The 14,244-nt window shown below is 62.3% G+C and carries 12 protein-coding genes and 1 pseudogene; 6 read left to right on the top strand and 7 right to left on the bottom strand.

The window, feature by feature from the left end; translation table 11 throughout:
- The 4 genes from AACY42_RS17590 to AACY42_RS17575 form a co-directional block, all read right to left on the bottom strand.
- Window positions 1-774 carry an EboA domain-containing protein gene (locus AACY42_RS17590; protein WP_339481237.1) on the bottom strand — a complete coding sequence of 258 codons (774 nt, stop codon included), beginning with the start codon at window positions 772-774 and terminating at the stop codon, window positions 1-3.
- Complete coding sequence (locus AACY42_RS17585; RefSeq protein ID WP_339481235.1) at window positions 771-1,661, bottom strand: UbiA family prenyltransferase; 891 nt, start codon at window positions 1,659-1,661, stop codon at window positions 771-773. Before AACY42_RS17585 ends, AACY42_RS17590 begins: the two co-directional genes overlap by 4 nt.
- Complete coding sequence (locus AACY42_RS17580) at window positions 1,658-3,532, bottom strand: 3-dehydroquinate synthase (protein ID WP_339481233.1); 1,875 nt, start codon at window positions 3,530-3,532, stop codon at window positions 1,658-1,660. Before AACY42_RS17580 ends, AACY42_RS17585 begins: the two co-directional genes overlap by 4 nt.
- Before the next feature lie 242 nt (window positions 3,533-3,774).
- On the bottom strand, window positions 3,775-4,590 hold the full coding sequence (locus AACY42_RS17575; RefSeq protein WP_339481231.1) for a helix-turn-helix transcriptional regulator: 816 nt from the start codon (window positions 4,588-4,590) through the stop codon (window positions 3,775-3,777).
- 92 nt (window positions 4,591-4,682) lie between these two features.
- On the opposite strand from AACY42_RS17575, the gene AACY42_RS17570 reads away from it, so the two are divergent.
- Window positions 4,683-5,639: a threonine dehydratase gene (locus tag AACY42_RS17570; protein ID WP_339481230.1), complete on the top strand. Its 957-nt coding sequence runs from the start codon at window positions 4,683-4,685 to the stop codon at window positions 5,637-5,639.
- A 91-nt stretch (window positions 5,640-5,730) separates the two neighbouring features.
- Here the strand turns inward: AACY42_RS17570 and gstA are convergent, their stop codons facing one another.
- A complete protein-coding gene (gene gstA, locus AACY42_RS17565) occupies window positions 5,731-6,348 on the bottom strand; it encodes a glutathione transferase GstA (protein WP_339481229.1) in 618 nt (205 codons plus the stop codon).
- Between the two features lie 113 nt (window positions 6,349-6,461).
- On the opposite strand from gstA, the gene AACY42_RS17560 reads away from it, so the two are divergent.
- The 5 genes and pseudogenes from AACY42_RS17560 to AACY42_RS17545 all read left to right on the top strand — a co-directional run bounded on the left by AACY42_RS17560 (window position 6,462) and on the right by AACY42_RS17545 (window position 11,601).
- On the top strand, window positions 6,462-7,367 hold the full coding sequence (locus AACY42_RS17560; RefSeq protein WP_339481228.1) for a transcriptional regulator GcvA: 906 nt from the start codon (window positions 6,462-6,464) through the stop codon (window positions 7,365-7,367).
- 84 nt (window positions 7,368-7,451) lie between these two features.
- Window positions 7,452-8,219 (top strand): annotated as a pseudogene (locus AACY42_RS28705) (PAS domain-containing protein); the annotation flags it as partial.
- The gene (locus AACY42_RS28700) at window positions 8,193-8,807 is read left to right on the top strand and encodes a methyl-accepting chemotaxis protein (RefSeq protein ID WP_445261749.1); all 615 of its coding nucleotides are present in this window, start codon (window positions 8,193-8,195) and stop codon (window positions 8,805-8,807) included. The pseudogene AACY42_RS28705 and the gene AACY42_RS28700, both read left to right, overlap by 27 nt.
- A gap of 382 nt (window positions 8,808-9,189) precedes the next feature.
- Window positions 9,190-11,244, top strand: a complete 2,055-nt coding sequence (locus tag AACY42_RS17550; RefSeq protein WP_339481226.1) for a 2Fe-2S iron-sulfur cluster-binding protein — start codon at window positions 9,190-9,192, stop codon at window positions 11,242-11,244.
- 78 nt (window positions 11,245-11,322) lie between these two features.
- Window positions 11,323-11,601 (top strand): GNAT family N-acetyltransferase, encoded by a 279-nt coding sequence (locus tag AACY42_RS17545; RefSeq protein ID WP_339481225.1) that lies wholly within the window; start codon window positions 11,323-11,325, stop codon window positions 11,599-11,601.
- A 163-nt stretch (window positions 11,602-11,764) separates the two neighbouring features.
- On the opposite strand, the gene AACY42_RS17540 is transcribed toward AACY42_RS17545, so the two are convergent.
- Entirely contained in the window at window positions 11,765-12,163 is a 399-nt protein-coding gene (locus tag AACY42_RS17540) for a VOC family protein (RefSeq protein WP_339481224.1), read from the bottom strand.
- Between the two features lie 288 nt (window positions 12,164-12,451).
- Window positions 12,452-14,158 carry an amidase gene (locus AACY42_RS17535; RefSeq protein ID WP_339481223.1) on the bottom strand — a complete coding sequence of 569 codons (1,707 nt, stop codon included), beginning with the start codon at window positions 14,156-14,158 and terminating at the stop codon, window positions 12,452-12,454.
- Between the last annotated feature and the right edge of the window lie 86 nt (window positions 14,159-14,244).

Below are 14,244 nucleotides of genomic sequence, written 5' to 3'. Positions count from 1 at the left end.
TCAACTCGGCGAAACGCCGCCCAGGTGCTTGTGCCATTGCGCCGGCAAGCGTCGTTGCTGGCCCAGACCGGCCAGGCGCTGACGTTGCGCCGGGCTCAGCAGATCGAAGGCAATCACGTGGGGCAGTCCGGCGGACACCGTTCGATCGGCGGCGAGTTGTTCGTCCAACAGGTCGAGGGCCAACTGGTTGAGGGTGACGCTTTGTCGTTGCGCCAGGCCGATCAGGCGTCGTACATCGAGGCCCATGCCCAGCGCTTTCAACACCAGTTGGTTGAAGGCCTGTTCGTTGTAGTGACGCGACGGGTAGGCGGTGTCCAGGGCGAGGGCGGCGAACACCTGGCTGTTGCTGGTGCGCCCGGCCTGGCGTGCAAGCTCCACGCACACCCCGCAGCTATCGAGCCAATCGAGGGCCTTCAAGGTGGCGATTTTTTCCTGGTCGTCGCCCCACAGGAACAATTGGTGCAACAGGGGGATTTGCCCGGCGGCGGGCTGCTGCTCCAGCACCTGGGCCAGCAGCAACGCCCGCGCCAGTTGGACGTTGCTCCAGCCGTCGCTGCCGGGCTGCGCACGCTCCTTGAGGTTGCGCTTGCATTGGCTGCTCATGAGCGCCGCGGTGTTGGCGTCCGGGTGTCGGGCAAGCCGTTCCTGTGCCTGATGCCACCATCGCCGTTCGGTTTCCTCGAACTGGCGGATGAAATGCTGGCGTTGTTCGTTCAGGCAGTCGTGGCGCATGTCGAGGGCCGCCGATGCCGGTGCAGTCACGTCCGTGTTCATGTTGGTTTGATCCAGCGTTGGAAATGAGGAAGCAGGAAAAACACCAGGACACATAACAAGCTGCCCAAGGGCTGGTTAGCCACGGCCAGCACCAGGGCATCGAACAGCGGCAGGGCTGCCAAGCCGGCGCCGATAAAGGCGCGAACCTGCCGTTGCCGTGGGTTGGCCAGGTTGCGCCAGTAGTGCCAGCCCAACCAGCCCAGCCATAACAGCAGCACCGGCCAAAACCAGGCGCTGCCGGCGTAGATCGCCAAGGCCAGCGGGCTCAGCATCAGCAGCAGGGGGAGGCGGCTGATCAGTTGGTTGCGGTGTTCCTGGCGAGCCAGGTAGGTCAGGCCGCTGATGTAGACCCCCAGCAAAATGGCGCAGAGCCAGATCGGTTCGGGTGGCACCGCCAGACTGGCCGCAGCGGTGAGGTAGAGCGCCGAGCGGCAGGCACCCATCAGCCAGACGCTGTGGGTGTATTTTTTGTGCAGCAGGTTGTAACCGAGGATGCAGCCCACCAACAGGGTGGCGCTGGCCAGCAGCCAGTGCGGCTGCTCGATCAGTCGGCTCAGGCCCAGCAGCGAGGCCGCGGCCAGCACCAGCAACAACGCAGTGGCCAACCGTACTTGCTGGCGGCTGACCAGGCCCAGGGTAATGGGGCGGGGATTATGATGTTGTTGGTCCCAGTCGGCGTCCAACAGGTCGTTCAACAGCATGCCGGCCAGGTACAGCAGCGACAGTGCCGCCAGTAGCAGGATCCACACCAGGGACGACGGCGGTGCCAGGGCCCCGGCGCTGCTGGCGAGCAGGGCGGCGGCCAGGGTGTTGGTCCACACCGTGGGCAGGTTGGACACACGGCCGAGGGTCAGCCAGGCCTTGAGGGTCGGCGCCGTCTGGTTCATTGCGCACAGCGCTCGTTCAGGGTCGGGGCAAGGTCGACTTGGGTGGACAGGCGCTGCAAGGCCTGCTCCATTCGCGCGGTATCGATTTCATGCAAGTCCACCGACTCGCCGATCCGACTGAGCATGGGGATGGAGAGTTGTCCGCCCAAATGCTGGCGGAACTCCTCCAGCCCCAGCAAAACCTGCGAGCGCCCCAGTGCATCTTTCAAGGTCAGCTCCGGCGGGTTCAGGCAGAAGCCGAGCTTGAGCAGCAGGTTCAGCACCCGTTCGGTGTCGCTGTCGCTCAACAACCCCAGGGCATTGGCGTAAAGCCCATCCAGGGCCATGCCCACCGCGACGGCTTCGCCATGGCGCAGTCGGTGCTGACAGAGATTCTCCAGTTTATGGGCGGCCCAGTGCCCGTAGTCCAATGGCCGCCCGTTACCGCGTTCGAATGGGTCGCCGGCACCGGTGATGTGCGCCAGGTGCAATTCGGCGCAGCGGCGGATCGCATAGCGGCTGGCCCCTGGTTCGAAGTGGGCGAGGGCGTCGGCCTGCTGTTCCATCCACTGGAAAAACGCCTGGTCCTTGATCAGCGCCACCTTGACCGCCTCGGCCAGCCCGGCGATCTGGTCGCGCCGGGTCAGGCTGGTCAGCAATTGAAAGTCGTTGATGACCGCGGTGGCGGGATAGAAGGCGCCGAGCAGGTTCTTCTGGCCGAAGGCGTTGATGCCGTTTTTCACGCCGATACCAGCGTCGTTCTGGGCGAGCACAGTGCTTGGGATGCGAATCAGGCGAATGCCGCGGTGGAAGGTGGCGCAGGCGTAGCCCACCGCATCCAGCACCGCGCCGCCACCGAGGGCCAGCACATGGCAATGCCGGTCCAAGCCATGTTTCAGCATGTCGGTGTACAGCCGCTGCAACACCTGTGAATCCTTGCTCGACTCGCCGGCCGGAACCGCGATCGGCGGCGCCTGCAGGTGCAGGTCTGGAAAGTGGCTGGCGAAGTAGGCGTTGATCTGTTCCAGCAGGTGCGGGGCGCTGTCCAGCAGTTGTTCATCGGCGAATATCAACACCGTGACCGGGCCCCTGTGGCCGGCCATGAGCTGGCGGTGCAGGCAGGGATTGAGCGGATCGAATACATGATCGGTGAACACCACCGGGTAGTCGTAGCTGACCTTGAAGCGCCCGTGCAACGCTTGCTGCGCGTCATGCCGGCGAAGGTTCTTGAACAGGCTGTACCCGGCGATGAACAGCCCGGGCAATACCATGCTGGCGAGCAGGGTCACCAACAGCGCGTTCTGCTCGACGAGAAAGGTACCAATGGCGCTGTAAGCCAATGCAAGGCCGGCGTTGGCCAGGGTGGTGACCAGGATGAACGCGCGCAGTGGGTAGCGTTGCATGCCGGCGGCGACGACCGAGGTTTCCGCCAATACCGGGACCCCGCGCAGGCAGATCAACGACAGTGTGCCCAACCGGTACGCCAGTTGCCCCGGCTGGCGTTGATGCAGGCCCAGGCGGCCGGACAGCAAGCGTAAATAACCGGCTCCCAGCGCATAGCCCAGCCCGGCGCCCAGACACAGACCCACGAAAATCGCCAGGTAACCCCCCACGCTGCCGAGCATGGCCACGGCCAGCAGTGCGACCATGCTCGACGGCACCGGCAGCACCACGTCCAGCGTCAGCAGGGCGATCAGTAACATCGCCAGGTAGAGTTTCTGCGCGGGCGTCGAGGGCAGGTACAGGTTGAGATGGGTCAGGAAGTCCTGGATCTGTTGTTCGAACAGCAAGAAGCTGGCGATCACCAGGGCTGAAAAGCAAACCAATGACAGCCAGAAATGTCTGGCTGCTCCTTTTTGCGAGAGCAAACGATACCCACGGCCATGCTTCATCAAGCATCCCTCTTGTTGTTATGACTGATTCCGTGTCAGTAATTGAAAGCAATGCCAAGTGTGTGTGTTAGGCCAATAGACGTTCTCGCTCGAAGGGCTCTCAGGTGTGGTTGATGATGTGGTTGGAGACAGGTTTGAATCTAGACGGCCCGGGTGTTTTTGCAAGGCCATCTGATGGCAATTTGATTTGGCGTGCCACTTCGCTTTTCAGATGACCGGTATCAGCGGTTTGTCCCGCTCGTTCAGGGCTTCGAATACCCGCGCAATTGCGCCGGGCTGACGCCAAGGCGTTGCTTGAACAGCGTGGTCATGTGCGCCTGGGAGTTGAAACCGCAGGTGTGCGCGATATCGGTCAGTCGGGCGGCGGCGTCACGCATCAGCGCCCGTGCCTTGGCCAGGCGCCGGTCGATCAGGTAGCTGTGGGGGCTTTGGCCGGTTGCCTGTTTGAATGCCCGCATGAAATAGCCCTCGGACAAGCTAAGCAGTCCGGACATTTCCTTTACCCCTAGCGGACGGTCGAGACCGGCGTCGATGAACTCGTCGAGCAGGCGCATTCGTCTGCCCGTGAGGGCGCCGTGGGGGTATGCCGATAATGTCTTGTGGTCCTTCACCCGTTCAGCCAATCCGAGCGTCCAGGCCTCCCAATCATCCTCTGGGGTGGCACGCAGCAGTGCGCTGCGCATTCTCAGCGCGAGGGTGATGGCCTGCGAGTCGATACGGTTGTTGAACGCATGCTGCCCCGGCAACGCCACACCGTCGGTGCGCACGACCCGCAGGTATTCACCGCCCCTGGGGGATTCGGAGAACACGTCGCATTCGGCAGGGACGAATGCCAGGCCGTTGGGGGTCGCCTCGAAGGGCTGCACGCGGTCGCTACCGATGGCGTGCAGGCCGCGCTGGCTGTCGAAGGCAAAGCCGATCGCCGACTGGGTTGCGACATAGCGGGTGGCGTAGGCGCAGCCGGGCAGCAATTCGATCGCCCAGGGCCCAGCTTCGATACGACGGACCGGTTCAGGTGAGGGCGGCGGTTGGCGGTTTCGAGGGTTCATGAACAGCATAGTAGTGAAGAGAGGGCCTGAAAGTCAGGTCAGTTTTCTGAAAGCCCGCCGGTGGCGCCCTGATTAGACTGGGCAAAACCTGGAGGCCCATCATGCACACACTGACCCGCGACGACATCGAACACGCTGCCCACCACCTCTACCAAGTCATGCCCGCCACCGCCCAGTACGCCTGGCCGTTGTTGGCTGAGCGGCTGGGTTGCACGGTGTGGGTCAAGCACGAGAATCACACCCCGACGGGGGCCTTCAAGGTGCGCGGCGGCCTGACCTTTGTGCGCTGGCTCAAGCACGAGCACCCAGAGGCAAAAGGCATCGTCACGGCGACTCGCGGCAACCATGGCCAAAGCCTGGCGCTGGCGGCCACTGCATTGGGTTTGAAAGCGTTGATCGTCGTGCCGCAAGGTAACTCGGTGGAGAAGAACAACGCCATGCGCGGTTTTGGCGGCGAGGTGGTCGAGTATGGCCGCGATTTCGACGAGGCCCGTGAAGAAGCCGCACGCCTGGCTCAAGCGCATGGCCTCTACCTGGTGCCGCCGTTCCATCCCGAGTTGGTCAAGGGCGTGGCAACCTATGGGCTGGAGCTGTTCAGCGCGGTGCCGGACCTGGACACCGTCTATGTGCCGATAGGCTGTGGCTCGGGGATTTGCGCGGTCATCGCCGCCCGCGATGCCTTGGGCTTGAAGACCCACGTGGTGGGCGTGGTGTCCACCGAGGCCGTTGCGGCGAAGGTGTCGTTTGAAACGGGTGCGCTATGTGAGACCGGTTCGGCGAATACCTTTGCCGACGGCCTGGCCGTGCGCAGACCCGTTCCCGAGGCCTTTGCCATCTACGGGGCCGCGGCGGCGCGAATCGTAGCGGTCAGCGATGCTGAAATTGCCGGAGCCATGCGGGCGTATTACACCGACACCCACAACCTCGCCGAAGGTGCCGGTGCTGCCGCCTTGGCAGCGCTGATGCAGGAGCGTGAAGCGATGCGGGGGAAAAGGGTGGCGGTGATTCTGTCCGGTGGGAATATCGACCGGCCGGTGTATGCCAAGTTGATTGGTTGAACCGCTTCAGAGCCGCTTTATTGAGTCGCTCGCAGACATTGCATGCACCACAACCCCCTTGGGGAGCGAGTTTGCTCGCGATAGCGGCGGGTCAGATCGCACTGAGAGTGGATGCCGCCTCCGCGGCCATGGCCGCCCGGACGCTGGGGCGTGCGGCGATTCGCGCCATGAACGCCGCCAGTGCCGGCCAGTCGCTGATCTGGATATTGAACAACGGCAGCCAGTTCAAGACGGTGAACAAGTAGCCGTCGGCCAGGCCAAAGGTGCCCATCAGGTAATCCTGTTGTTCAAGGGCCTGGTTGAGGTAATCCAGGCGCCTGAACAGTTTCGCCCTGAAGATGGCCTTGGTCGGCTCTGCAATCTCGGCGTTGAACAGCGGCGCACATCCGCTGTGGATCTCGGATGTGATGAAGTTCAACCATTCCTGCAGGCGGACCCGCTCCCAGGTGCCGTTGGCCGGCGCGAGTGCATTTGCGGGAATCAGATCGGCCAGGTACTGGACGATGGCGGCACCCTCGGTCAGGACTTCACCATTATCCAGCACCAAGGCTGCCACGTAGCCCTTGGGGTTGATGGTCAGGAAGTCGAGCCCGTCGGCGGTTTGCTTGGTCTTGTTGTCGACCCGAATCAATTCAAAGGGCAGGCCCAATTCCCGCAGCACGATGTGCGGGGACAATGAGCAGGTCATGGGGGCGAAGTACAGTTTCATGGTTTCCTCAAGGTCGGGGGACGTGCCGCCAGAATCCACGAGGGCTGGAACATTTTCAAAGGACATCTTCGGTGCTAGCGTATGACAAAATCTCATGAGTAAGTCAGACCTCCATGGCCACCCGAATACCTTCCCTCAATGGCCTGAAAGCATTCGAATCAGCCGCCAGGCACATGAGCTTCACCAAGGCCGCAGAAGAGCTGAACGTCACACAAACCGCCATCAGCCATCAAATCCGCCGGCTCGAAGAGGAACTGGGCGTGCGCTTGTTCCTGCGGCTCAAGGATGGCCTGGCTCTGACAAATGAAGGCCATGACTATTTTCCTGGCGTTCGTGCGGCATTCCATGAGCTGCGCTATTGCACGCAGACGTTGCTCGAGAGCCGCAATAACAGCGTCTTGACGATCAGTACCCTGGTTTCATTTGCCTCCAAATGGTTGTTGCCGCGACTGGCGTCTTTCCAGCAGGCGTATCCCAACATTGATGTGCGCGTTACGGCATCCACCGAACGGGTGGACTTTCGTAAAGGCGGCGTCGACGCGGCCATTCGTTACGGTTCCGGCGAATGGAAGGGGTTGCGGGCTGACTGGCTGATGGCCGACGAAATCTTTCCGGTGTGCAGCCCCAGACTGCTGCAAGGTCCGACAGCCTTAGAGAGTCCGCACGATCTGACCCAGCACACTTTGTTGCAGGTCAGCGGGGTGACCCACGATGACTGGAGTGCCTGGTTGAGTGCCGCCGGCCAACCGAAAAAACTGGCCGAAGGCAGCCGGTTGACATTTGACCTTGCCATGATGGCTGTTCAGGCTGCGGTTGACGGCCTGGGGGTCTGCATCGGGCGTTCGACTTATGTCGAGGACGACCTGAAGGCCGGGCGATTGGTTGCCCCCTTCGATCTGCGATTGAAATCTGAACTCGGCTTCTATTTCGTGAGCCCGCATGAAACAGCCGACACCCCAAAAGTGCAGGCCTTTAGAACCTGGTTGATGGATTCGGCGGGGTTTGGCGCCGAAACATGATTACACCGTGCCGTTCAGCCGTCAGTCAGCGAGCCGATATAAGAACGAGGTCCGCTTACTTTCAGGGTTCACCGAGGGTACGTCATGTTTAATACAACACTAAAAAATGAACTGACGGCTAGGACGGCCGAATTGGCAACCTACAAAGGACTGGTCGGCGCCTTGGAACGGTCGATGGCTGTTATCGAGTTCAGCCCCGATGGCAAGGTCCTTAGGGCGAACGAGAATTTCCTCGCTACGATGGGCTACCGAGCGGATCAATTGGCCAGTCTGTCCCATCGGGATTTCTGCACTCCAGCGCTGGCGGGCAGCGCCGAATACCGTGAATTCTGGAACCAGTTGCGCGCCGGTCAATTCGTTTCCGGCACGTTTCAGCGCCGCAGCGCGCAAGGGCAGAACGTGTGGCTGGAAGCCAGCTATAACCCGGTAGTGGACGAGCAACGGCGCGTCGTGAAGGTGGTCAAGTACGCGCTCGATGTCACCGCCAAGGTTGCCAACGAGGCCGAAACTCGTGGTCGGCTGGCGGCACTTGATCGTGCCATGGCGGTGATCGAGTTCGACCTGGGCGGCAACATCCTGACTGCCAACGACAACTTCATGAATGTCATGAACTACTCGCTGGCAGAGCTAAAGGGCAAGCACCATCGGATGTTTTGCGAACCGAGCCTGGTCGGTAGCTCGGAGTACAGTGATTTCTGGCGGCGTCTCAATGCGGGTGAGTTTTTCAGCGGCCAATTCAAGCGTCTCGGCAAAAACGGCAAAGTCGTCTGGCTGGAAGCCAGCTACAACCCGGTCTACGACGCTGAAGGCAAGTTGTGCAAGATCGTGAAGTTCGCCAGTGATATCACCGAGCGGGTGGAGAAATTCGAAGAGGACTCGCGCGGTGCTTCCCGTGCGTATCACATCTCCGCCGAGACCGAACGCGTGGCCGAGCAGGGCGCCCAGGTGATCCACCAAACCGCCAAGGAGATGCGCGAGATCGCCGACAACATTGGCGCGTCCGCGCGTCTGGTTGGGCAACTGGGGGCGCGTTCGGAAGAGATCACGGCCATCGTCAACACCATTCGCGGCATTGCCGACCAGACCAACCTTCTGGCCCTCAACGCGGCGATCGAGGCGGCGCGGGCCGGGGATCAGGGGAGGGGGTTCGCGGTGGTGGCCGACGAGGTCCGGCAACTGGCCGGGCGCACCAGTCGCTCCACCTCTGAGATTGCCGAAATGATCGGCATGATCCTCTCCGAAACCCGCGATGCCGTCACCAGCATGAACGTGACCCATGAAGGCGCATTGCGCGGCGTAACCCTGGCAGACCAGGCCGGCTCGGTCATCGTGCAAATCCGGAACGGGACCACGGATGCACTCGAGGCAGTGAGCATGTTTGCGTCCAAGCTCGACGAGTCCGAGGTGATTCCCAAAACGGCTATCGGCTGGGTGGGTTGAGGTGAGCTGAGTCCTCGCCCCTGAGATCCATGCGTTTGCCCCCCTTCAAGCAGCACCGCTCGCACGGGTACGCCACTTCCGTGACAAGGACGTCGAGGGACTGGGGTTGTCCATCGTCAAGCGAATCATCCACCTGATTAACTCGCTGGGCTCCCGGCGCGGTAAGGGCACGCGCGCATTAATGGGCACGCCGCACTCATAAGCCTGTTTCCACCCTTCCATTTTATGAAACGGTGGATTGCAGTTTGTGCGTATTCCTGCGCAGTCGCTTTGGGCAGAAGATGACGCCATCCACTTGCACACCCGTGCAGAAGGTGGCGGAGAATCCCTAACCGTAGCGCACTGTTGCAGGCGTTCAGGCTGCGAGCGCGAGGAGTCGCTGATGGACGAAGTCGTGCAAGCACAAACCTCACCCTGGCACGAAGGAGAGCTGGCCTTGCAGCGCTCCGTCGGGGCAGTCGACATGATGGCCGGTGTCGGTCAACGGCAACTGGCGCGCAGGTGGATGCCGGACCAGCACCGGGAGTTCTATGCCCAACTGCCTTTTGTGGTATTGGGGGTGGTGGATCGGCAAGGCGACGTCTGGGCGACCCTGCGCGCTGGGCAACCGGGCTTCATGAACTCGCCCGATCCGCAGACCCTGCACATCAACCTCGCGCCTGAGCCGAACGACCCGGCCCAGGAGGGCATGGGCGAGGGCGATGCCATCGGGATGCTGGGCATCGAGTTGCACACCCGCCGGCGCAACCGCATGAACGGTGTCGTGCGCCGTCAGCTTGCCCCGGGGCTCGAGATTTCAGTGAGCCAGGCGTATGGCAACTGCCCTCGCTACATCAACCTGCGCCAGTACCACTTTGTCGACGCGCAGATCGTGGCGCCGCGTCAACTGACCGTGCCCGACCCGCAGGTGCGACGCCTGGTGACGGCGGCCGACTCGTTCTATATCGCCACCTACGTGGTGCGCGATGGCGAACGTCAGGTCGACGCTTCTCATCGTGGTGGCAAGCCGGGGTTTGTGCGCATGGATGAAGACGGATCGCTGACCATTCCGGACTTTTCCGGCAACCTGTTCTTCAACACGCTGGGCAACGTCCTGCTCAACCCTCGGGCCGGGCTGGTGTTCGTCGATTTCCAGACGGGCGATCTGCTGCAAATGAGTGGCTCGGCGCAAGTGCTGCTGGACGATCCCGATATCAGCGCGTTCCAGGGCGCCGAGCGGCTGTTGCGCTTTATCCCGCAACGCATCGTTTATCGCCCGGCCGCCATTGCGCTGCGCTGGACGGAGCAGGACGAAGGCGACTCGCCCAATTCATTGATGACCGGCAGTTGGGAGCAGGCCGCCGAGCGCTTGCAGGCCGAGGCGCTGCGTAGCCGCTGGCGTGCGTTGCGGGTCGCGCGGGTGGTGGATGAGAGCTACAACATTCGCTCGTTCTATTTGCAGGCGAGCGATGGCTTGGGGTTGCCCCGGTTTGAAGCCGGGCAACATTTGCCGGTGCGGATCTTACTGAAAGGGCAGAGCACGCCGTCGATCCGGACCTACAGCGTATCCAGCGCGCCGTCGGATGATTTCCTGCGCATCAGCGTCAAGCGCGATGGCTCGGTGTCCACCCATCTGCATGAACAGGTGCAGGCGCTGCATGAGATTGAGGCGCGAGCGCCCCAGGGCCATTTCACTGTCCAGGCCACCGAGCGGCGTCCGTTGGTCTTGCTGGCGGCGGGAGTGGGCATTACCCCGTTGTTGTCGATGCTGCGCGAGGTGGTTTATCAGGGCCAACGCATCAGCCGCATGCGCCCGGTCTGGTTGGTGCAAAGCGCCCGTTCGGTGGCCGACCTGGCTTTCCGTGACGAGATCGACGAACTGGCCGCCCGTGCCGGCGACAAGCTGCAGGTTCTGCGCATGGTCAGCCAGTCGGCCTCTGAGGCAGGGGGCGCTGAGGGCTATGACCTGGCGGGTAGGATCAATGTGGAACTGCTCAAGCAACTGCTGCCGTTCAACGACTACGACTTCTATTTGTGCGGGCCGGGCAGCTTTACCCAGGCGCTGTACGACCAATTGCGCAAACTGCGCATCCCTGACGATCGCATCCATGCGGAAACCTTCGGGCCCTCGACGCTTGTGCGGGATCTGGAAGTCAGCGTACCTGCGCCGGTGCAAGTGCCGGCCGCTAATGAAGCGGTTAAGGTCTTGTTCGCCAGCGCTGGCCAGGAGGCACGTTGGGAGCCCGGCAGTGGGACGCTGCTGGAGTTGGCCGAAGCGCGTGGTCTGAACCCGGAATTCAGTTGCCGTGGCGGCTCCTGTGGTACCTGCAAAACCCGCTTGAGCCGCGGCCAGGTGCACTATCTGAGCATGCCGGCCGAACCGGTTGGCGAAGGTGAGGTGCTGATCTGTTGCGCCGTGCCGGCCCGGGGGAGTGAGCCGTTGGTGCTTGAGGTCTAGGCCCCACGGCGCACTCGTCCTGGCGCCTCGCCGTAGATGTCCCGAACTTGGTTGCAATGCAATGTTTGGGTGTCGTCTATGGATCAGATCGTACAGGCAATGTTCACCGCTTATCCTGGCGCACCGGATGCCTATGTCTATGGCCCGATCTGCGTAGGCGAGGAAGAACGTGGCAAGGGCTTGGCCCAGCGAATGTTCGCCGATCTTCGGCGGCGCGAGCCTGGGCGCGAAGGTATTCTTTTCATACGTAAAGACAATGAAGCGTCGCTTCGTGCGCACTTGAAGATGGGGATGAAAGAGGTCGCTTGTTTTCCGTTCAATGGGTTTGAATTCGCTGTTTATTCGTACATTGGCTAGGCAGGGAAAGAAAGCCCCCAATAGGTAACGGCTTGGTTTTCAGCAACGCCCAATAGAGCGGGAAATTCCTCACCATTGGCCGGCCGCCAGTTCCTGTAATTGCCTCCGGGGCGAAACGGTCAGGAAACAGGTCTCGCCAACGTTCTTGTCCGCGGTGCCACGGCTAAGTCGACACCGAATCATGGCAGCAGACGCAAAGCTTGTTGCCATCGAGATCTCGAAAGTAGGCGCCGTAGTAGTCGGGGTGGTAGTGGGGTCTCAATCCGGGTTCTCCCTCACACGTCCCGCCCAGTGCCAGTGCTGTCGCGTAGCTGTCCCTCACGGCTTCCCGGCTGGGTGCGAGCAGAGCCACCATTTGTCCGTTGCCGGGTTCGTTCGCCTTGCCGTCAAAGGGTTTCCCAATCACGAAGATCGGGCGAGGTGAATGCTCGGCAACCCAGCCCGCCCAGCCTTTGCGGGCGTCGCTAAATTTCAATGTCAGGCCCAGCCCTGCCATGACCTTTGAATAGAACACCAAGGCGCGATCAAAATCGGCGATACCTAGAAAAACATGCGAGATCATGATGGCTACCGTTTTGCTGTGGGCGCGAGGGTTGTTTGAAATTCCAGCCTACGCTGCCACAGGCGTCATCGCGCTGCCAAGCCCGGGTGGTTAGAGCGCCGGTTCAGAAGCCTGGTGCCTGGTGCCGGTCATCGAGGAGCACGAGGTGGCGTTGACGCGATCCCAGGCATCGTACGGCGATGAGGCCGTGAGCCTGCTTTCCCGTGCCATGCAACAATATTTCCGGCTGTAGAACCGGGTCTTGGGACTGCGCAGCAACCCCAAGACCCAGCCAGCTCAATGCTCAGATCAAGCCGACAGCGGCGGCGTCCGAGGTGGGATCAGGCGTTTGGAGCCAATCGATTCAAACGCCGCAGCCAGTTTCAACAGCGTCGAATCATCATAGGCGCGTCCGGCGAACGTCAGCCCGACGGGCATGCCGATGTCCGCCATGACGCCCATCGGCACGGTGACAGTGGGCACACCCAGGTGGCGGATGGCAAGGTTGCCGTTGGCGACCCAGACCCCGTTGCTCCAGGCGATATCGGCAGACGCCGGGTTGATGTCCGCATCGGCCGGCCCGACATCGGCGACGGTCGGGAAGATCACCGCATCCAGGCCCAGGCGCTCCATCCAGTCTTCCAGATCGATTCGACGTGTCTCTTCAAGTCCACGCAGGCCGTCGGGCAGGGTCGGGATCTGGTCCCACGGCGTGATACCGCGCTGGGCCATCTTTACGTACTCATCCATGCCAGCGGCCAGATCGTCCTCTCGGTTGGGCAGGGTGCCCGGGTCGTGGGGGAAGATCTTCGGGCCGTCGACGTCGGCCAGGCGATTCAACGTTGGATCGCCGTTGGCCCGCAGGAAATCATCGAATGCCCAGGCCGACAGGTCCCACAATTCATGGTGCAGGAATTCCTTGGAAACCAGGCCGCGGGTGAGCACCGTCGGTGCGCCGGGACGGTCGCCCTCGCAGTTGGACACCAGCGGGAAATCCACCTCGACCACTTCGGCGCCACAAGCCTCCAGGGCCTTGCGAGCTTGTTCCCAAAGATCGATCACCGAGGCGCGGGTGACGATTCGCTGCCCGGTCGGGCCGCCGATGCCGGGGGACTCTGCCGTACCGGCTTCAGGGTCCGCGTTGATGTACATCCGTGGCACGCCGAACCGAATGCCGGCCAGCGCCCCCGGATTGCTGGCAAGGCTCGGATACGAGGCCGGGCGAACCGACTCGACGCTGGGAATCGGCACCCAGGGTTGCAGGCGCCACAGGTCGCCACGGGTGTCCGGGTCCTCGGCGACCACCACGTCCAGCACTTCGAGCAGGTCGGCCATGGTTCTGGCGTAGGGTACGACGACGTCCATCGTCGGCGTCAACGGCCAGTTGCCACGCACCGAGATCACGCCGCGCGATGGTGTATACGCGCACAAGCCATTGTTCGACGCTGGGCCGCGTCCGCTCGACCAGGTTTCTTCCCCAAGACCGAACGCTGCGAAACTGGCGGCGGTTGCCGTGCCCGCACCGTTCGAGGAGCCCGAGGCAAAGGGTGCGGTGAGGTAATCGCCGTTGTATGGGCTCTCGGCACGGCCATACACCCCGCGCTGCATGCCGCCGTTGGCCATGGGCGGCATGTTGGTCTTGCCCAGGCAGATGGCCCCGGCGGCGCGAAGCCGTTCGACGGTGAACGCATCGCGATAAGCAATCAGGTCCTTGAACGCCGGGCTGCCGGAAGCGGCAGTGAGCCCCTTGACCAGGTAACTGTCCTTGGCCGTATAGGGAATGCCGTCAAGCGGCCCCAGGGTCTGACCGCTGGCCCGCCGGGCATCGGAGGCCTGGGCCTCGTTCAATGCATCGGGGTTGCGGACCACCACCGCGTTGAGGGCTGTGGGCGTATCGGCGCCGTCGTAGGCATCGATCCTGGCCAGGTAAGCCTGGACAAGCGCTACCGCCGTGGTCTGGCCCGATTCCAGCGCGGCGCGCAGTTGGGCAATGGAAACTTCGGTGATGTCGATCATGCAGTTACCGCCGCGGCAGGAGGATGATGGGGTGTGCGGGTCCGTTGAGGTTGGGGCCTGGCACGTCAGGGTCATCTCAAGGTGGA

This window comes from Pseudomonas sp. RL_5y_Pfl2_73 (assembly GCF_963970515.1).
Taxonomy (GTDB): Bacteria; Pseudomonadota; Gammaproteobacteria; order Pseudomonadales; family Pseudomonadaceae; genus Aquipseudomonas.
This window is presented reverse-complemented; position numbering and strand designations above follow the sequence as displayed.

Excerpts from the sequence above, each read along its gene's own strand:
- AACY42_RS17590 (WP_339481237.1), bottom strand. The coding sequence starts at position 774 with ATGAACACGGACGTGACTGCACCGGCATCGGCGGCCCTCGACATGCGC.
- AACY42_RS17585 (WP_339481235.1), bottom strand. The coding sequence starts at position 1,661 with ATGAACCAGACGGCGCCGACCCTCAAGGCCTGGCTGACCCTCGGCCGT.
- AACY42_RS17580 (WP_339481233.1), bottom strand. The coding sequence starts at position 3,532 with ATGAAGCATGGCCGTGGGTATCGTTTGCTCTCGCAAAAAGGAGCAGCC.
- AACY42_RS17575 (WP_339481231.1), bottom strand. The coding sequence starts at position 4,590 with ATGCTGTTCATGAACCCTCGAAACCGCCAACCGCCGCCCTCACCTGAA.
- AACY42_RS17570 (WP_339481230.1), top strand. The coding sequence starts at position 4,683 with ATGCACACACTGACCCGCGACGACATCGAACACGCTGCCCACCACCTC.
- gstA (WP_339481229.1), bottom strand. The coding sequence starts at position 6,348 with ATGAAACTGTACTTCGCCCCCATGACCTGCTCATTGTCCCCGCACATC.
- AACY42_RS17560 (WP_339481228.1), top strand. The coding sequence starts at position 6,462 with ATGGCCACCCGAATACCTTCCCTCAATGGCCTGAAAGCATTCGAATCA.
- AACY42_RS17550 (WP_339481226.1), top strand. The coding sequence starts at position 9,190 with ATGGACGAAGTCGTGCAAGCACAAACCTCACCCTGGCACGAAGGAGAG.
- AACY42_RS17545 (WP_339481225.1), top strand. The coding sequence starts at position 11,323 with ATGGATCAGATCGTACAGGCAATGTTCACCGCTTATCCTGGCGCACCG.
- AACY42_RS17540 (WP_339481224.1), bottom strand. The coding sequence starts at position 12,163 with ATGATCTCGCATGTTTTTCTAGGTATCGCCGATTTTGATCGCGCCTTG.
- AACY42_RS17535 (WP_339481223.1), bottom strand. The coding sequence starts at position 14,158 with ATGATCGACATCACCGAAGTTTCCATTGCCCAACTGCGCGCCGCGCTG.